Raw genomic sequence first — 17478 nt, 5'->3', positions numbered from 1 at the left:
AAGGGCAGGATTTTTATGAAGGAGGACGGGAAAATTTTATCAGGGAAATTCAGCAAGTTGTTGTTAAAAATAATATAAAGCCGTGTGAAAAAACAGAGGCTTTATTTATGAGATTTATTGTTTATCCGGATCATAAGGTAAAATATGTTGCAGATGCCGATTTGAAAGCAGTTGAAAATAATAAATGTATGAAAAATAAGATTCTCGAATTAATAAAGCATACTGATAATTGGAAGCCAGCTGAATTGGATGGAAAAAAAACACCCGCAATGTTTTGTAATCTTTTTTCAGATGATCTCCTGTTTAATCATGAAGGTGAGAAAGATTTTTCAATGCCCATTTATATGTATCGTGACAAAGAAAGTGATATTATGAAATTTAGAGAGAATTTTGCTAAGTGTTTTGATGTAAATGGTTACCGCTCAAATATAGATTACTCTTTCGTATTAAACTTTGATGTTGATACCAGTGGAGATGCAGGTTTTTTTTACATAGAGAATCAGTCAAATTTAGATAAGTTCAATGAGATGGTTGTAAAATGCGCATCAAATACAAAGAAATCATATTGGAAGCCAGGTTATTATAAGGGCGTACCGGTAAAGCAGGTTTTTAGAATGCCGATTAAGTTTACCGCAAATTAATAAGATTTCTTGTAATTCATTTATTTAAACTACAATTGCTTTTCTGACATTCTGTCACAATATTTTGTATCTTTGCAAATTCAACGAGATTAAAATTATCATTCAAAATTTATTTTTGGATATTAAGTTTTAAACCCAAAACAGACTTATCGTGCAGGAAAAATATATAGACGAAACAAAACAAGGTGAGGCTTTTGCCATTGCTGAGAAAACGGGGAATTCTAAAAAACTATTTTTAGAAAGTTATGGTTGCCAGATGAATTTCTCTGATTCTGAAATTGTAGCTTCTATTCTTAATGATCAGGGTTATAATACCACGCTGAAAGTTGAGGAAGCAGATCTGATTTTATTAAATACTTGTTCTATCCGTGAAAAAGCTGAGCAGACCGTAAGAATGCGTCTTGCACAGTTCAAAAATCTAAAAAAAGAAAGACCCAACATGACCGTTGGTGTTTTAGGTTGTATGGCTGAAAGGCTTAAAACTAAATTTTTAGAAGAAGAACAACTTGTTGATTTAGTCGTAGGTCCGGATGCATACAGAGATTTACCCAATCTTTTAAAAGAAACTGAAGACGGAAGAGATGCCATCAATGTAATTCTGTCGAAAGAAGAGACTTATGCAGACATTAATCCCGTTCGTTTAGGAGGAAATGGTGTGACTGCTTTTGTGACGATCACAAGAGGTTGCGATAATATGTGTACATTCTGTGTAGTTCCTTTTACAAGAGGTAGAGAAAGAAGCCGTGATCCACATTCTATTTTGGAAGAATGCAAAAGTCTCTGGGAAAGCGGGTATAAAGAAATTACGCTCCTTGGTCAAAATGTTGACTCTTACCTTTGGTACGGAGGCGGTCCCAAAAAAGATTTTGCCAAAGCATCAGAAATGCAGAAAGCAACAGCTGTCGATTTTGCAAAACTTTTAGACTCGGTTGCAAGAGCCGTTCCTCAGATGAGAATCAGATTTTCAACATCCAATCCTCAGGATATGAGCCTTGATGTTTTCAGAACAATGGCAAAGCATGATAACATCTGCAATTACTGTCATTTGCCGGTACAGAGCGGTAGCAACAGAATGCTTGAAGCCATGAACAGACAGCATACCCGTGAAGAATATTTAGAGTTAATTAGAAAAGCGAAAGAAATCGTTCCCGATATTTCGTTTTCACAGGATATGATCATCGGCTTCTGTAATGAGACCGAAGAAGATCATCAAGATACATTAAGTTTGATGAGAGAAGTAGAATATGATTACGGTTATATGTTTTCTTACTCTGAAAGACCGGGAACTCCGGCCCACAAAAAAATGGAAGACAATATTCCTGCCGATGTCAAACAAAGACGTTTAGCAGAAGTTATCGCTTTACAGGGCGAGTTGTCAAGAAAAAGAATGCAGGGTTATGTTGGTAAAGTTCATAGTGTTTTGATTGAAGGAATTTCAAAGAAAAATAAAAACCAGTGGAAAGGCAGAAACTCTCAAAACGCAGTTTGTGTTTTTGATATGCTTGAAGGTCAGAAATTGGGTGACATTGTGGATGTTTTTGTATTTGGTAATACACAGGGCACACTTTTAGGGGAAACAGTAAAATAATTTTAAAGTTTTAAACTATTTAAGTTTTAAATTTATTTTTAAATAGAAAATGAGTAATCTGCAATCAAACGAACTCCTTCAAAATATTTCTGCATTATTAGATAATGCCAGAAAAAGAGTTGCTATTGCTGTTAACCAGACAATGGTGCTTACCTATTTTGAGATTGGCAGAATGATTGTAGAAGACGAGCAAAATGGTGAAAACCGTGCGGAATATGGGAAATATTTACTTAAAGATTTGTCCTCGCATTTAACTAAGAAGTTCGGAAAAGGCTTTTCCCAAAGAAATTTAGAGCAAATGAGACAATTTTATTTGTCTTATTCAATTCCGCAAACACCGTCTGCACAATCAGAAATTTTAAACAATAGAATTCCGAAGACACTGTCTGCGGAATTCGAACCCATAGTTCTTAACGCATCATCTAACTTATCTCAAATTCAACAGACACCGGCTGTTCAATTCAATCTATCTTGGTCACATTATCTAAAGCTGATGCGAATAAAAGACATCAATGAAAGAAAATTCTACGAGATTGAAAGCTTTAAAAACAATTGGAGCTTAAGAGAACTGCAAAGACAATACGATTCAGCATTATACACAAGATTGTCTTTAAGCAAAAATAAAGAAGAAATCATTCAGCTTTCAGAAATAGGGCAAATTTTTGAAAAACCAAAAGATCTGATCAAAGATCCGTATATCTTAGAATTTCTTGGTTTGCCGGAACAATCAAACTATTCTGGAAATGATTTAGAAAGTGGCTTGATTGATAAATTACAACATTTTCTCTTAGAATTAGGAACAGGGTTTACATTTGTTGCACGACAAAATAGAATTACTTTTGACGAGAAGCATTTTAAGATTGATTTAGTTTTTTATAACAGAATTCTAAAATGTTTTGTATTAATTGATTTAAAAATTGGTGAACTCAAACATCAAGACATTGGTCAAATGCAGATGTATGTAAACTATTATGATAGAGAAGTAAAGTTAAAAGATGAGAATAAAACTATAGGAATTATTCTTTGTCAGGATAAAAGCGAAGCCTTGGTTCGATATACTTTGCCTGAAGATAATGAGCAGATTTTTGCAAGTAAATACATGACTGTTTTACCAAGCAAAGAAGATTTTATTAAAATATTAAACTCAGACAATGGAAAAACTACATAAATATTGCCTGAGTGTATTATTGGTAATAGTCTGCAGTAATATTTCGGCACATTCAAACAATGAATCTATAAAAAATATTGACTGTAAGCAGTTTTACAAAATTTACAGTCAGTTTTTAAAATACGAGTCTGAAACCTCAAAAGAGTTTTGTTTAAAAGAAAAATCAACTCGCAGTTTTGCAATAAATAATAAGAACAAAGCGGTTGATATTATCGCAAATTTTAATTTAGGGAAACAACAAAACAGCTTATATAATAAAAAATCAGATAATTTTTCTAAGGAGGATAGATATTATAAAATCCTGGAAAACTTCGAGAAACAAAGCAACGAGAACGATTTTGCTGAAAACATTTATTTCAAAAGTAAAGTTGCGAAAATTAGAAATAAAGATGATTTAGAGTTAAAAAATAAGACTTAGAAACAATTATGATGAGAAATCTTAAATAGAGTTATCCATCAATTTCAAAAATCTCTAATTTTTTTTAATCTTTAAATCAAGAAAATGGCAGACTTACAATCTATAAAAGCACGTTTTGGAATTATCGGAAATTTTCCGGCTTTAAATCGTGCATTAGAAAAATCGATACAAGTAGCACCTACCGATATTTCCGTTTTGGTCATCGGAGAAAGTGGTGTTGGGAAAGAATTTATCCCAAAAATCATTCATTCAGAATCAAAAAGAAAACATCAGCCTTACATTGTTGTAAACTGCGGCGCAATTCCTGAGGGAACCATCGACTCCGAACTGTTCGGACACGAAAAAGGTGCTTTTACAGGCGCAACAGCAACCAGAAAAGGGTATTTTGAAGTCGCAGATGGCGGAACCATCTTTTTGGATGAGGTTGGTGAATTACCTTTGCAGACTCAGGTTCGCTTATTGAGAGTTTTAGAAAGTGGTGAGTTTATGAAAGTGGGTTCTTCTCAGGTTCAGAAAACCAATGTGAGAATCGTTGCAGCAACTAATGTTAATATGATGAAGGCGATTCAGGACAATAGATTCCGTGAGGATTTGTTTTACCGTCTAAATACCGTACAAATTGATATGCCAGCTTTAAGAGAGCGGAAAGGTGATATTCATCTGCTTTTTAGAAAGTTTGCGATTGATTTTGCCGAAAAATACAGAATGCCCGAGTTGCATCTTGAGGCAAGCGCAGTTCATTACATTGAAAATTACGCATTCCCCGGAAATGTGAGACAGCTTAGAAATTTGGTTGAGCAAATGACGGTTGTAGAGACCGACCGGAATGTGACGGTGGCAAAATTGGCAGAATATATTCCGATGGATTCTCATTTGCCGATGATCGTTAATAATCCGAATACACAGAAACAAACTGATTTTGGTAACGAAAGAGAAATCATGTACAAAATTCTCTTCGATATGCGTAATGATATTAATGATTTAAAATCCTTAACTTCGGAATTGATAAAAAACAGAGGTGCGGCAGACCTGAGCAATCAGGAGAAAAATCTGATCAACAGAATTTATACACCCGAACCGCAGCAGAATGCAAGTCCCAATTCACTTTTGTTTTTTGAAAATAATAATCAAAATGTTCAGAATCCAACCATTATTTCAAATTCTGATGACAATTATGAAGATTTTGAAGACATCGAAGTAGAAGAAAACAGACCGGAATCTTTATCTCTTCAGAATAATGAGAAAGATTTAATTATAAAAGCTTTAGAGAAACATAACGGACGAAGAAACAGAGCAGCAGATGAGCTTGGAATTTCGCAAAGAACTTTATACAGGAAAATAAAACAATATAACTTAGAAGACTAAACATAATGAATTTTGATAAAATAATTAATCAGGGATACGATTTTAAAATTGGAAATTATATTTCTGACGGATTTGCGCTCTTTAAAAAAGATATTGGAGGGTTTATTGTTGCAACATTACTTGCAATTATAATGAGTTTTATTCCGTTTTGCAGTCTTTTAGCTATTGGAAATTTTTATAAAATTTGTAAAAAAGTAGATGAAGGGCACTCTGTTCAGGCAGGAGATATTTTTGATTTTACAGACTTTTGGATGTATTTTAAATTGTTTTTCCTGATTCTTTTCGCAGTTGTTATTTTAATGATTCCGGTGCAGTTTACTGTTATTCCACTTATTGTTGCAGCCAAAGATACGGGTGAAAATATAAATGTGGCAATGATTATAGGAGGTATGGGAATATGGTTTTTATTGTTTATATTATTCTTATTTGCATTCACGGTTTCACTTTATTTTGTGCAGCCAATTATATCTTTATATAAAATTCAAAGTGTAAGACAAGCGTATTCACTTTCATGGAAAATTGCAAAAAAGAATTTTTTCATGATTCTTATTTTCAGTCTCATTGTTGGAATCATCTCTCAATTAGGTGTTATCATATGTGGAATAGGGATATTATTTACAATACCTGTGGGAATTTGCATTAAATATATAAGTTATAAAGACGTACTCGATACTCAAAATCAAAAAACAGGAATATGAGTAAGATAAAAGTTGTTTTTGGGATGATCATTCTTACACTGTTTCATCAGTGTTACTCGTTTACAGGTTCATCTCTAACCGATGAAAAAACTGTGCAGATCAACGAATTTCCCAATAATTCAGCATTGGTAAATCCTACATTATCACAACAGTTCTCAACAGATATCCAAAACAGATTTTTACAGCGTACCACTCTGAAAGGAACGAAACAAAATCCTGATATTCTGATCGAAGGTGAAATTACTGATTATTCAATTACTCCCACCACGATCAGTTCTACAACTCAAAATACTTCTGCGGGAGTGATTCAGGATTCTCAGAACAAACTGACCATCACTGTAAAAGTACATTATGAAAACAAACTGCATCCTGATGTGAGTTTCGACAGAACTTACAGCGATGAAGCAGTCTTTAACAGCAGTTTATCTCAAAGCCAGATAGAGACATCTCAGGTGAAAATTGCGACCGACAGAATTATCAACAAAATTTTTAACGACATCGTAGCAAATTGGTAAATGATAAATACTAGAGTTTTAGAATTATTAAAAAATCCGAAAAACATTCAGTCAGAAGATCTCAATCTTTTGAAGGCGGAAATTAATTCTTTTCCATATATTCAGAATATCAGAGCTTTACATCTTTATGGAGTTCATCTTTATGATAAAGAAAACTATCAGAAAGTGCTTTCTTCCACGGCTGCATATACCACAGATAAGAAGATTTTGTATCAGCTTATTAACGGTAAAATTCAGTTAAAAACTCCCGTTATTGAGCCTGTTCAGGAAAATATTTCTGAAAAAACAGACGAAGCTCAGACTACAGAAAAAGAGAATATTTCACAGGATGAAACTCTCCCGGAAGAAAATTCTGTAAGAAATGCTGCCAAAAGCTTTTCTGATCATGATTATGAAGCTGTTTCCGAAAAGTTAATTGCTGAAAAGCCTGAAATAAAGCATCTTATTGTTGGTGGTGAAAGAAACAGGATTTTATTTGAGGGTGAAGAAAATTTCCTTGATGAAGATAATAATGAAGTTATTGATCTTGAATCTACGTTAGAATCAGGTGTAATCATAACTCATAAATCTGTTTCCAATCAAAATAACGTGACTGAATCTGATGAAGAAGAGGCAATTGTTGCTGAAGAGTTAGCAGAAACTTCTTCTGAGGAAATGGTTGATAATATTCCTGTTGTTTCAGAAACTCAGGTTGAAGAAATTACAGATAATGCTGAACTAAATTTAGAAGAAATTTTACCTGAATCTGATTTAGATAAAACTGAAGAACCCGAAACTCCAGACTCCGAAGTTATCATTGATGAAGATAAAATAGATTCAGAAAAAGTAAATGATGAAGCTGAAATAAGCTTTCAAAAAGTGGAATCTTTCTCTGCTGAAACAGAAATTCCGAATGATGAAAATACTCAATCTGATTTAAATAATGCAGAGCAAATTACTGAAGTTTTAAACCCTGAATTAATTATTGAAGAAGAAAAAATTGAATCAGAACAGATTTCTGAAAAAATCAATGATACTGCTGAATTAAGCTTTCACGGAACAGATTCTTTCCTTCCGGAAGTGAAAATAGAATCAACTAAAACCGAAGAAAGCACACCGTCTCAAACTCCAAAGTCGAATATCAACAAGCATGAAGATGAAATGCGCCGTTTGATTGAAGAAGTGGAGAAAAGAATGAAAGAAAGAAAAGAAAGTACTCCTGAAAGATTAGAAATTGAAGACGAGGAAATCAATCACAACATCAGTTTTGCCGAAACTCAGGCATTTCATGTAGGTGAAGAACAAAAAACAGCAGAAGAAGTAGTTGTAAAAGAAGCCGAGTTTATTGTTGAGGAGAAACTTGAGGAAGAAAAGGCTGAAGAAAATATCAATGCTAAAGAAAATATTTCAGAACCGGAAACACGGGTAAATTCCACCTGGAAACCGATGAATTTTGAAGTAAGTCGTCCCGATTCTTTATTAGAAAAGGCAATTGAAGTTTCTCAACCAGAGATTCAGAAAGTTGAAGAAGCTCCAAAACCTGAACCAATAGTTGAAGAGATTCCAAAAGAAATTCAAGTTAAAAAGACCACTGAAGATGTTGATAATTTGGATGATTATGATGAGGTGGAAGAAACTGAAGCAGAAGAAACTCCTGAAAAACAAAGTGGCGAAGCTCCTGTGATGAATGTTTCGTTTTTCGGATCTGATATTGCGAGTTTAGGTTTATCCTATAAATCTGACCAGAAAGAAAAAGCAGATGCCAAAGAAGAGGAGGCAAAAATTGCTCAGCAAAAGATTGATGACAGCAATGTTCCCGGATTTATCAATACATGGCAAAGCTGGCTGAAAATAGATCGGGCTGAAGAAACTCCTGTTGATAAAACTGAGATTAAAAATAAAGTGATCGAATCATTTATTGAAAATAATCCGAAAATCAGTCAGCTAAAAGATGAGGTCAATTTCGTTGTTAAAGAAAAAACCGACGATATTTCGCACCTGATGACAGAGACTTTGGCTAATTTATATATCGAACAAAAACTATATTCAAAAGCAGTCAATGCATTTTTAGTTTTATCTAATAAATTTCCTGACAGAAAAGAATATTTTGAAGCGAAAATTCAGGAAATCAAAGACAACAGAAACAAAAATTAAACTTTGATTATACTAAAATTAAAACGGCAAAATTCAATTTCTGCCGTTTTGTTTTTTATCAGTCTGTAGAATTCAACTGTTTTCTTTTTCTCAATTTTTTCCAGGCTTTTCGGCCGAAAACAATGACGAGAATCAAAGTGATTACTGCAAAAACTGCTGCAATAAAAGGCGCTGCCATTGCTAAAATAGACATGATTCCTGCTCCTGCTGTTTCGGTGGTTCCGACTACAGAATTTCCCAGTCCGCCAGTTGTTGCCGTAGAAGCTGCCCGAATTCCCGCAAACCCGGAACTGATTGTCGCTGCTGTTCCGCCACCCGCAATCAATGCCAAAGCCCATTGTGGAAACGTTCCCAACTCGGTAAACTGACTTGCAAATAGTATTGATCCTGCAACTGTAGCCATCGGTATCGAAATCGTATCGAGCAAATGATCAACAAAAGGAATATAATAGGCTAAAATTTCTGCAATCATGGCAATTCCGGTCGTGATTAATGCAGGTAAACTCGAAAGCCATTCAAAACTTTCACTCATTGGAATCCAGTGAAAATAAGACGCTAAACTTACCGCAAACATCGGTAAAAATACTCTGAAACCTGAAGCCGCCGCCAAACCAATGCCGATGAAAGCACTCAGAACATAAGGTAAATAAGGAACTTGATCTAACATTTTTATTCGTCAATTGTTTGCTTAAAGCTACAAAAAATTATAAAAGATTATTAGAATTTCTTACAAAACTTCGAAGTGGCAAAAGTTGCTTTTAAAAGTATAGTTTAATACAATTTAGATATTTTTAAGATATGTTTGTCATTCCGGAATCTCAACAACGCTTATTTTAAGAGTCTTTTTTTCTGAATGAAATTTGCAAAATCCGCTCAATCTGCTAGAATAAATTAAAATTAAATAAATATGAAATTTGTTCAATCCGTGCGAAAAACTCAAGCCCTCTTCTGCGACTGACACAATTTAATAAACTGCGCCTCAACCTCCTGAAAATTTTTAGGCAATTCCGGGGAAACCCAAAACAACATTGCGGTCGTTTTATCTCCGAAAGATTCCTTGAATAGCTCTTTATTCAAACGATAACATTCTCTCAAAAGTCTTTTGATACGGTTTCTGTGAACTGCTTTTTTAAAATATCTTTTAGAAACGGAAACGCCCAGTCTGACATTCTCTGTCAAAAGATCAGGATGATTTTTCAGGATGATGATTCTCAGATTTCCAGTGTTTTTCCACTTGCCTTTCTCAAAAAGCAAAGTAATCTCATCTTTTTTCTTGAGTTTTTCCGCTTTAGGATATTTAAAGTTCTGCATCCGTCTTTTTCACTAATTGATTGATGACTTCCGCAGCAGCATACAATCCGAAAATGGCAGGAATAAAGCTTATTGTTCCGTAGAAAGATCTTTTATAATTGCTTCCGTCAGTCATTTTCAGGCTGCTCTCGTCCTGAATTTCACTTGAAAAAACACAACGGATTCCTTTGTCAATTTTTTCTTTTTTCAGCCTTTTTCTTACTTGTTTTGCTAGATGACATTCTGCAGTTTTGTGAATGTCTCTCACCATCACTTTCGAAGGATCAGATTTTCCGCCTGCTCCCATTGAGCTTACGATTTTGATTTTTCTTCGTTTGGCAGCAATGATTAAGCTCACCTTTGGCGTGATGCTGTCGATACAGTCTAAAACATAATCAAATTTACCTGCGTCTAAAACTTCAGCCATCCTTTCGGGATTTAGAAATTCGTTGATTTTCACTAAATCCAGTTGAGGATTAATATCCATGAGTCTTTCGGCAACTACTTCCACTTTATGTTTCCCTACGGTTGAATGAAGGGCAGGAAGCTGTCGGTTGATATTCGTAATGTCTACGGTGTCGCCGTCTACAATGGTCATTTTTCCAATTCCGGCTCTTGCCAGAAACTCAGCAGCGAAAGATCCTACACCGCCTAAACCTACCACGAGAACAGTTGCATTGTTTAGTTTTTCAATGCCTTCTTCTTTGATCAGAAGTTCCGTTCTTTCCAGCCAAAATTTATCCATTTTTTATCGTTTCTAAATTTTCTACAATCTGTTGTTGAAGTCGTTCTATTGAGATTTCTTTGATTTCTGAAACTTTCTGATACAATTCTTCAATGTTAAAATCATCATTATCAGTTTCTAAAAAGAGTTTATCTAAAGGAACTGTTTTCAAAGTATTCTGCAAAGATAGATGATACAAAACAGCTTTCCCAAAACTCAGATAAAAATTATTCTTCAGAAGATCATCTGCAACACTTTGTTTTTTATTAAAGCCATGAATGATCATTGCCTGTTCAGATTTTTTTCTGAATGAAATCACTTCATAAAACCTTCGTACACAATGAATAATCAAAGGTTTTTTAAGTTCATTCGCCAGTTGAATCTGTGTTAAAAAAACTTCTTCCTGAATTTTTATATCTACGGAAACCAATCCGTCCAAACCGCATTCTCCAATGGCAAAACAATTTTTATTAATAATAGATTTTAACCATTTAAATTGATTATCAGTGTTTTCAATTTGAATGTCTTTAGGATGAATGCCTATGGAATAAAGGGAATTTGGAGGTATACTTTCAATATCCAGATTGTAAATTCCATATTTTATATTTTTCTTGTGATGATGAAAATCAAAAAAATCCATAATCAAAAATACAACAAATAAAAGTTCGCTAAAAATTATTAAACGTTCGTTTATCAATACGTTAAAAATTTCTTAACTTTACTAAAACAACACACACGTGGGGAAGAAATTTACAGACAAACAGATCCATATATTAGATATAGCCGAAGAATTGATTGCTAAAAAGGGCTACGAAGGCACTTCGGTAAGAGATATATGTTCGAAAGCCAACATCAACGTGGCGATGATTTCCTATTATTTTGGATCCAAAGAAAAGATGATGTCTTATCTTTATCAATATCGTGTATTAAAAACAAGAGAAAATTTTTCTGAATTTGCAGATACCATCAAAGACGGCAAACCCGAAATGCAGATGAAAGAAATGATCAAATATATTGTTGCTCAATTATTTAAGTATAATTATTTTCACGGTTTTGTTACTCAGGAATTGCGTCATACAGAAAATCTTAAGGATGAACTTTTAGATTTTTACCAGCTATTTGTAAAAAAACTGGATGAAGTCATCAAAAAAGGAGTGACTTCCGGAGTTTTTACTTTTACTCCGAAACCTGAAGATATTTTGACAACCATCATCGGATCTACACTTTTTGTCATCCGTAACAAAAACTTTTACGAATTATATGTGCCGCATAAAGATGACGAGTCATATACCAGAGAAGCCGAAAGAAAAGTAAGAATGAATCTTTTAATGAATGTTTTTGCAGTTTTGGGATACGCAGCCGACTAATTTTGCGTTAAATAATCATAAAAAAAAATCTTTTAGCAAAAAAGTTATATTTTTGCAAATTAATAGGTCGGTAAAACCGAAAACTGTTGAATTTTATATGAAGAAATATATTTTAGGTATTTTTGCCATAGCTGTCATTTCGGCGTGCACAAGTCAGCAAGATAAAGCGATGAAAAGCGCGGATAAAACGTTTATCCTGAAGACCGCCAATGAAAATTTCGCTAAAAAGAAATGGAAAAATGCTTTGGCTCTTTACGACAGACTTCCGAATCTTGTTGCAGGTACAGATGATGCCCCGAATGTGGTTTTCAATTCTGCGTATGCCAATTATTACGATAAAAACTACAAACTTGCCGGGCATCAGTTCAAAAACTTTGCAGTAAGTTTTCCTCAGGATAACAGAAAGGAAGAAGCATCTTATATGTCAGCTTTATGTTACTATAACGGATCTATGGATTATAATCTAGATCAGTCGAGTACAGAATTGGCAATCAATGAGCTTCAGGATTTCTTGACAAACTATCCAAATTCTGAACGGTCAAAAAACATCAATACTTTAATTGATGAGCTGTCATACAAATTAGAATTTAAAGCCTATGAAAATGCTAAACAGTATTTCAAAATGGCTGATTACAAATCTACAAATGCAGCTTTTGAAAATGTTTTAGAAGATTTTCCAAGTACAAAACTTCGTCCGAAGATTTATGATTATATGATGAAGTCTCGTTATTTGTTGGCGCAGAATTCTGTTTATGATCTTAAAGACGAACGTATCGAAAGTGCCTTGTCTTTCACAAAGCAGGTTGAAAAAGAACTTCCGAATACGGAATATTCTAAAACAGCTGTAGATTTGAGACAGAAACTGGAAAAGGAGAAGAAGGATTTTGTAGTTGTAAAAAAACAGACTGAAGAAAGAATTGCGGTACTGACAGCAAGACAAAAAAAATTAGCGGATAAATTGGCTGAACAATCAAAAACCGAACAGCAGATTAAAGATCAGGTGTCAAACGAGAAGCAGGCAATGCAGATCCAGAGGGATAGCGCTGCATTGACAACACCTCCTCCGGCAGCGACTTTCAGAATCCAAAGATAATTCGTAAATTTGCCATCTTATAAATAAATAATTTTCTGAAAATGAGTGTAAAAGATACCAAAGCAGAAGTAAATACTATTACTTACGATAAAGACAAGATTGAAGCAAACGTAGGGTCAATCTATGAAGCTATTGTTATCATGGGGAAAAGAGCTGAGCAGATCAATGCAGAAATCCGTACTGAATTACACAATAAATTAGACGAGTTTGCAGTTCACAATTCTACATTGGAAGAAGTTTTCGAAAACAGAGAGCAGATCGAGATCTCAAAGCATTACGAAAAACTTCCGAAACCAACTTCTATCGCAATCCAGGAATGGCTAGACGGTGAAGTGTACTTTAGAAAGACTGAAGAGAGAAACTAATCACTCTGGTGATTTTTTATAAATGAAGGTCATAAAGAAATTATTTTCTTTATGACCTTTGCTGTTGCTACAAGTTTCCATTCTTAGAAAAAAGAAGTATTTTAGTACTTTAAAAAATAATTTACATGAATATTTCCGGGAAAAAGATTCTCATTGCTGTTTCTGGTGGAATTGCTGCCTACAAAATTCATTTTCTCATCAGAGATTTTGTAAAAAAGGGAGCAGAAGTTCAGATCATTATGTCTCCTGAAGCTGAGCATTTTGTGACAAAGCTGAGTCTTTCCACTTTATCTAAAAATCCTGTTTACACCGATTTTTACGGAGATAACGGTACCTGGAACAGTCATGTAGAACTGGCACTTTGGGCAGATGTAATTATTATGGCTCCGTGTACGGCAAACACTTTAGCCAAGATGGTTCACGGGATTTGTGACAATTTAATGATTGCAACCTATATGTCTGCAAAATGCACTGTTTTTATTGCACCTGCAATGGATTTGGATATGTATCAACACCCTTCAACCAAACAGAATTTAGAATTGGCTGAAGATTATGGTCACATAGTAATTCCTGCAGAAAGTGGAGAATTGGCGAGCGGATTAATCGGGCAGGGAAGAATGGCTGAGCCGGAAACCATTTCAAAAGCGATAGAAGATTTTTTTAGTTTAAATGAAAAGAAATCACTTCAAGGCAAAACGGTTTTAATTACAGCGGGACCAACTTATGAAGCACTTGATCCTGTAAGATTTATCGGAAATCATTCTTCAGGGAAAATGGGTTTTTCTTTAGCTGAAGAAGCGGCAAAACGCGGTGCAAAAGTGATTTTAATTTCCGGACCAAGTTCCCTAAATTCAAGACATGAAAATATTCAGCTGCATCGTGTAACCTCCGCAAAACAAATGCTTGACAAAGTGTTTGAATTTTATGATGGAATCGATATTGGAATTGCAAGTGCAGCCGTAGCAGATTATGCTCCAAAGGAAGTCGCTTCAGAGAAAATTAAAAAAAACGAAGATACTTTTACGATTGAACTGATTAAAAATCCCGATATCCTGAAAACGATGGGAGAGAAAAAAACAAATCAGTTTTTAGTCGGATTTGCACTCGAAACCCAAAATGAAGAAGAAAATGCAAAAGGAAAATTAGAAAAGAAAAATCTGGATATGATTGTTTTAAATTCGCTACGGGATAAAGGTGCGGGTTTTAAGCAAGACACCAACAAAATAAAAATATTTACCAAAACGGAGAAAGTAGAATTCGACCTCAAATCAAAAGAAAATGTGGCAAAAGACATACTCGATTGTATTGAAGCTCATATTTCAAAATAATTTTTATAAATTTCCGTTCTGAACATTGAGATCACCATGAATCGGCATGGTTTGTTCTGATTCAGTAATTAGCTACATATGAAAAAATATACGATACTTCTATTTCTGCTTTTGTCTTTTAATTTCAGTTTCTCTCAGGAGCTTCTGGCAACTGTTCAGGTAAATGCCCAACAGTTGGGAGGAAGTAATCAACAGGCTTTTAAGGCATTGGAGAAAAGTCTTAGAGACTTTATCAACAACACAAGCTGGACGGGTAAAAAACTTCAGAATTTTGAGAAGATAAAATCGAATTTTGCAATTGTTTTGAGTGAGAGAGATGGTAACAGATATAAAGGGAGTATTGTTGTTCAGGCGGTGCGCCCAGTTTTCAGCTCGTCTTATGAATCTCCGCTTGTCAATCTTCAGGATACAAAATTTGGGTTTGAATATGTTGAGAATGAAAATCTTATCTTTAACGAGAGACAGTTTTCAGGGAAAAATTTAATTGATGTTATCAGTTTCTATGTTTATTTGATATTAGGCTACGATGCAGATAGCTTCCAGTCTGCAGGCGGAACACAATGGTTCAGCAAAGCACAGCAGATTGCGCAGAATTCTCAAAACCGGGGGTATGACGGTTGGGGACAGATCAATGATCCCAGAAGCCGCTCTATTCTTATTGGTGAGATTTTAAATCCAAATATGAGTCAGCTTCGCCAAACAATCTACACGTATCACAGAGCGGGTTTAGATGGAATGTTTAATCAGGATCAGACACAATCAAAAAAAATAATTTTTGATGCATTGATGCAGTTGAAGACGTATGAAAACTCATTTCAGCAGAATTATTTTTTCAATACATTTATCAATACCAAATATGATGAGATATTCAATATTTTTGATTCCGGGAACAACGGCGGAATTATTTTGAATGATCTGAAGCAACTGATGATTATTTTTGCGCCCAAGTATACCGATACCAAATGGAATAAGTGGAAGTAAAGACATCTTATTCTTGAATTCTGAATTCTAAAATTTTATATTTGCAGTAATAAAGTAATCTGCTACTGAATATGCTTTCGAGAATATACATTAAAAATTTTGCCCTTATTGATGCACTCGATGTATCTTTAAAAAATGGTTTACAGGTGATTACCGGTGAAACGGGAGCAGGGAAATCTATTATTTTGGGTGCGCTTCGATTGATATTAGGAGAAAGAGCAGACTTAAAATCGATCTCAAAAACTGAAGAAAAGAGTATCGTTGAAACAGAATTTGACCTGAATAATCAGTTTAAAAAATTCTTTATCGAAAACGATCTCGATTATGAGCATCAAACAATTATCCGAAGAGAAATTTTACCATCAGGAAAATCCAGAGCATTTATCAATGATGTTCCGGTGACTTTGGATGTGCTGAAAGAGCTTACTTCACAATTGATCGATATTCATTCACAATTTGAAACATCTAACCTTTTTACGGCAGATTATCAGTTTAAAATCATCGACGGACTTTCTGAGAATAAAAAAATCATTGAAGAGTATCAGCAGGATTTTTTGGAATTTCAAAGCTTAAACACTCAGCTTAAAAAATTCAGAACCCAGCTTTCTGAAAATACAAAAGAAAGTGACTACAAACAGTTTTTGCTGAATGAATTGGAAGATCTCAAACTCGATGATGTAGATTATGATGATCTTCAGAATCAGCTTTCTGTGCAGGAAAATGCAGGAATGATCTCTGAAAATATAGCACAGATTCTCTCAAGATTTCATCAGGAAGAAATAGGGATTCTTTCCTTTTTCAATGAAGCTAAAAATAAACTGTCTAAAATCGCTGAAGTTTCTCACGCTTTTTCGGAATTGGATGAAAGGCTGGAAGTTTCTTTTGTTGAAATGAAAGACATTCTCTCGGAGCTGGAGGATGAAGCTGACAAAATTGAGATCAATCCGGAAAATTTAACGATACTTTCTGAACTGAACAATAAAATCAACGCTCTATTTCTAAAACATAACGCTTCTGATCTTAATGAGTTAAAAGAAATCAGAGATCAGTTGTCGGGCGAACAAAAAGGGACAGCAGAAATTGAAGCATACATTGCCGAGATTGAAATCAATATTGCTAAAAAAGAAAAATCGCTTCATTCTTTAGCCGAAAAACTATCAAAAAACAGAAAGAAAAATGTTCCTGTTTTCATTAAAAAAACGGAAGATCTATTAAAGAAATTAGGACTTGAAAAAGCGAAAGTAGAAATCGAATTAACAGATGTTCCGGAATTTAATCAATTCGGAAAAGAAAATATTCAGCTTCTCTTTCAGGCGAATTCCGGTTTTCCATTAAAACCGATTCAGACTGCCATTTCAGGCGGTGAAAGATCACGTGTGATGTTGGCTGTAAAGAAAATCATTGCCGAAAGCGATATGCTTCCAACCCTTATTTTAGACGAAATCGACACCGGAGTTTCCGGAAAAGTTGCTGAAGAAATAGGAAACCTGATGCGTGAAATGTCTCAGGATATGCAATTGATTGTAATTTCCCATTTAGCACAAGTTGCTGCAAAAGGAAATGATAATTACAAAGTGGTAAAAGAAGATATTGACGGCAAGACGCAGTCAACAATTATTACTTTAAGTGAAGAAGATAAATTGAATGAGATTGCGCAATTGCTTTCCGGAAGTAAGATTACGGAGGCTGCTATGGCACAGGCGAAAGAGTTAATTGGGTGACGGATTTCTGCATACACTTTGTCATTCCGGAGGAATCTCAACAATTCTTCATTCTATCTAGATTCCTCCGGAATGACAAACAC

The 17478-nt window shown here is 34.5% G+C and carries 18 protein-coding genes; 14 read left to right on the top strand and 4 right to left on the bottom strand.

Annotation, left to right across the window (positions count from 1 at the left end; all coding sequences use genetic code 11):
• Nucleotides 1–107: 107 nt before the first annotated feature.
• The 8 genes from AC4FQ5_RS02745 (at nucleotide 108) to AC4FQ5_RS02710 (ending at nucleotide 8526) form a co-directional block, all read left to right on the top strand.
• Entirely contained in the window at nucleotides 108–641 is a 534-nt protein-coding gene (locus AC4FQ5_RS02745; protein ID WP_491140974.1) for a hypothetical protein, read from the top strand.
• 151 nt (nucleotides 642–792) lie between these two features.
• Nucleotides 793–2229 (top strand): tRNA (N6-isopentenyl adenosine(37)-C2)-methylthiotransferase MiaB, encoded by a 1437-nt coding sequence (gene miaB, locus AC4FQ5_RS02740; protein WP_491140973.1) that lies wholly within the window; start codon nucleotides 793–795, stop codon nucleotides 2227–2229.
• A gap of 49 nt (nucleotides 2230–2278) precedes the next feature.
• The gene (locus AC4FQ5_RS02735; protein ID WP_491140972.1) at nucleotides 2279–3397 is read left to right on the top strand and encodes a PDDEXK nuclease domain-containing protein; all 1119 of its coding nucleotides are present in this window, start codon (nucleotides 2279–2281) and stop codon (nucleotides 3395–3397) included.
• On the top strand, nucleotides 3381–3815 hold the full coding sequence (locus AC4FQ5_RS02730) for a hypothetical protein (RefSeq protein ID WP_491140971.1): 435 nt from the start codon (nucleotides 3381–3383) through the stop codon (nucleotides 3813–3815). Before AC4FQ5_RS02735 ends, AC4FQ5_RS02730 begins: the two co-directional genes overlap by 17 nt.
• An 84-nt stretch (nucleotides 3816–3899) precedes the next feature.
• Nucleotides 3900–5180 carry a sigma-54 interaction domain-containing protein gene (locus AC4FQ5_RS02725; RefSeq protein WP_491140970.1) on the top strand — a complete coding sequence of 427 codons (1281 nt, stop codon included), beginning with the start codon at nucleotides 3900–3902 and terminating at the stop codon, nucleotides 5178–5180.
• A 5-nt stretch (nucleotides 5181–5185) separates the two neighbouring features.
• The gene (locus tag AC4FQ5_RS02720) at nucleotides 5186–5878 is read left to right on the top strand and encodes a hypothetical protein (protein WP_491140969.1); all 693 of its coding nucleotides are present in this window, start codon (nucleotides 5186–5188) and stop codon (nucleotides 5876–5878) included.
• Nucleotides 5875–6393 carry an LPS assembly lipoprotein LptE gene (gene lptE / locus AC4FQ5_RS02715; RefSeq protein ID WP_491140968.1) on the top strand — a complete coding sequence of 173 codons (519 nt, stop codon included), beginning with the start codon at nucleotides 5875–5877 and terminating at the stop codon, nucleotides 6391–6393. The genes AC4FQ5_RS02720 and lptE overlap by 4 nt, the downstream gene beginning before the upstream one ends.
• Nucleotides 6394–8526 (top strand): DUF8458 domain-containing protein, encoded by a 2133-nt coding sequence (locus AC4FQ5_RS02710; protein ID WP_491140967.1) that lies wholly within the window; start codon nucleotides 6394–6396, stop codon nucleotides 8524–8526. It abuts the gene before it with no gap.
• A 58-nt stretch (nucleotides 8527–8584) separates the two neighbouring features.
• Here AC4FQ5_RS02710 and AC4FQ5_RS02705 read toward each other — a convergent pair whose 3' ends face one another.
• From AC4FQ5_RS02705 to AC4FQ5_RS02690, 4 genes are all read right to left on the bottom strand, one after another.
• The gene (locus tag AC4FQ5_RS02705) at nucleotides 8585–9193 is read right to left on the bottom strand and encodes a DUF4126 domain-containing protein (RefSeq protein ID WP_491140966.1); all 609 of its coding nucleotides are present in this window, start codon (nucleotides 9191–9193) and stop codon (nucleotides 8585–8587) included.
• 269 nt (nucleotides 9194–9462) lie between these two features.
• Nucleotides 9463–9837: a ribonuclease P protein component gene (gene rnpA, locus AC4FQ5_RS02700; RefSeq protein WP_491140965.1), complete on the bottom strand. Its 375-nt coding sequence runs from the start codon at nucleotides 9835–9837 to the stop codon at nucleotides 9463–9465.
• Entirely contained in the window at nucleotides 9824–10561 is a 738-nt protein-coding gene (locus tag AC4FQ5_RS02695; RefSeq protein ID WP_491140964.1) for a tRNA threonylcarbamoyladenosine dehydratase, read from the bottom strand. The genes rnpA and AC4FQ5_RS02695 overlap by 14 nt, the downstream gene beginning before the upstream one ends.
• Nucleotides 10554–11180: a TatD family hydrolase gene (locus AC4FQ5_RS02690; protein WP_491140963.1), complete on the bottom strand. Its 627-nt coding sequence runs from the start codon at nucleotides 11178–11180 to the stop codon at nucleotides 10554–10556. Before AC4FQ5_RS02690 ends, AC4FQ5_RS02695 begins: the two co-directional genes overlap by 8 nt.
• 97 nt (nucleotides 11181–11277) lie before the next feature.
• Between AC4FQ5_RS02690 and AC4FQ5_RS02685 the strand changes: the two genes are divergently transcribed.
• From AC4FQ5_RS02685 to AC4FQ5_RS02660, 6 genes are all read left to right on the top strand, one after another.
• A complete protein-coding gene (locus AC4FQ5_RS02685) occupies nucleotides 11278–11907 on the top strand; it encodes a TetR/AcrR family transcriptional regulator (protein ID WP_491140962.1) in 630 nt (209 codons plus the stop codon).
• 97 nt (nucleotides 11908–12004) lie between these two features.
• Entirely contained in the window at nucleotides 12005–13000 is a 996-nt protein-coding gene (locus AC4FQ5_RS02680) for an outer membrane protein assembly factor BamD (protein WP_491140961.1), read from the top strand.
• A 41-nt stretch (nucleotides 13001–13041) separates the two neighbouring features.
• Nucleotides 13042–13365 (top strand): DNA-directed RNA polymerase subunit omega, encoded by a 324-nt coding sequence (locus AC4FQ5_RS02675; RefSeq protein WP_050377732.1) that lies wholly within the window; start codon nucleotides 13042–13044, stop codon nucleotides 13363–13365.
• 125 nt (nucleotides 13366–13490) lie between these two features.
• Nucleotides 13491–14693: a bifunctional phosphopantothenoylcysteine decarboxylase/phosphopantothenate--cysteine ligase CoaBC gene (coaBC, locus tag AC4FQ5_RS02670; protein ID WP_491140960.1), complete on the top strand. Its 1203-nt coding sequence runs from the start codon at nucleotides 13491–13493 to the stop codon at nucleotides 14691–14693.
• Nucleotides 14694–14771: 78 nt separating this feature from the next.
• Nucleotides 14772–15674 carry a type IX secretion system protein PorD gene (gene porD / locus AC4FQ5_RS02665; protein ID WP_491140959.1) on the top strand — a complete coding sequence of 301 codons (903 nt, stop codon included), beginning with the start codon at nucleotides 14772–14774 and terminating at the stop codon, nucleotides 15672–15674.
• A 71-nt stretch (nucleotides 15675–15745) separates the two neighbouring features.
• A complete protein-coding gene (locus tag AC4FQ5_RS02660) occupies nucleotides 15746–17395 on the top strand; it encodes a DNA repair protein RecN (RefSeq protein WP_491140958.1) in 1650 nt (549 codons plus the stop codon).
• The last annotated feature ends 83 nt before the right edge of the window (nucleotides 17396–17478 follow it).

It is taken from the genome of Chryseobacterium sp. DT-167 (genome assembly GCF_058310155.1).
The sequence above is the reverse complement of the archived record's forward strand: the minus strand, read 5'-3'. Positions and strand labels throughout refer to the sequence as shown.

Excerpts from the sequence above, each read along its gene's own strand:
- AC4FQ5_RS02745 (WP_491140974.1), top strand. The coding sequence starts at position 108 with ATGAGATTTATTGTTTATCCGGATCATAAGGTAAAATATGTTGCAGAT.
- AC4FQ5_RS02735 (WP_491140972.1), top strand. The coding sequence starts at position 2,279 with ATGAGTAATCTGCAATCAAACGAACTCCTTCAAAATATTTCTGCATTA.
- AC4FQ5_RS02730 (WP_491140971.1), top strand. The coding sequence starts at position 3,381 with ATGGAAAAACTACATAAATATTGCCTGAGTGTATTATTGGTAATAGTC.
- AC4FQ5_RS02725 (WP_491140970.1), top strand. The coding sequence starts at position 3,900 with ATGGCAGACTTACAATCTATAAAAGCACGTTTTGGAATTATCGGAAAT.
- AC4FQ5_RS02720 (WP_491140969.1), top strand. The coding sequence starts at position 5,186 with ATGAATTTTGATAAAATAATTAATCAGGGATACGATTTTAAAATTGGA.
- lptE (WP_491140968.1), top strand. The coding sequence starts at position 5,875 with ATGAGTAAGATAAAAGTTGTTTTTGGGATGATCATTCTTACACTGTTT.
- AC4FQ5_RS02710 (WP_491140967.1), top strand. The coding sequence starts at position 6,394 with ATGATAAATACTAGAGTTTTAGAATTATTAAAAAATCCGAAAAACATT.
- AC4FQ5_RS02705 (WP_491140966.1), bottom strand. The coding sequence starts at position 9,193 with ATGTTAGATCAAGTTCCTTATTTACCTTATGTTCTGAGTGCTTTCATC.
- rnpA (WP_491140965.1), bottom strand. The coding sequence starts at position 9,837 with ATGCAGAACTTTAAATATCCTAAAGCGGAAAAACTCAAGAAAAAAGAT.
- AC4FQ5_RS02695 (WP_491140964.1), bottom strand. The coding sequence starts at position 10,561 with ATGGATAAATTTTGGCTGGAAAGAACGGAACTTCTGATCAAAGAAGAA.
- AC4FQ5_RS02690 (WP_491140963.1), bottom strand. The coding sequence starts at position 11,180 with ATGGATTTTTTTGATTTTCATCATCACAAGAAAAATATAAAATATGGA.
- AC4FQ5_RS02680 (WP_491140961.1), top strand. The coding sequence starts at position 12,005 with ATGAAGAAATATATTTTAGGTATTTTTGCCATAGCTGTCATTTCGGCG.
- AC4FQ5_RS02675 (WP_050377732.1), top strand. The coding sequence starts at position 13,042 with ATGAGTGTAAAAGATACCAAAGCAGAAGTAAATACTATTACTTACGAT.
- coaBC (WP_491140960.1), top strand. The coding sequence starts at position 13,491 with ATGAATATTTCCGGGAAAAAGATTCTCATTGCTGTTTCTGGTGGAATT.
- porD (WP_491140959.1), top strand. The coding sequence starts at position 14,772 with ATGAAAAAATATACGATACTTCTATTTCTGCTTTTGTCTTTTAATTTC.
- AC4FQ5_RS02660 (WP_491140958.1), top strand. The coding sequence starts at position 15,746 with ATGCTTTCGAGAATATACATTAAAAATTTTGCCCTTATTGATGCACTC.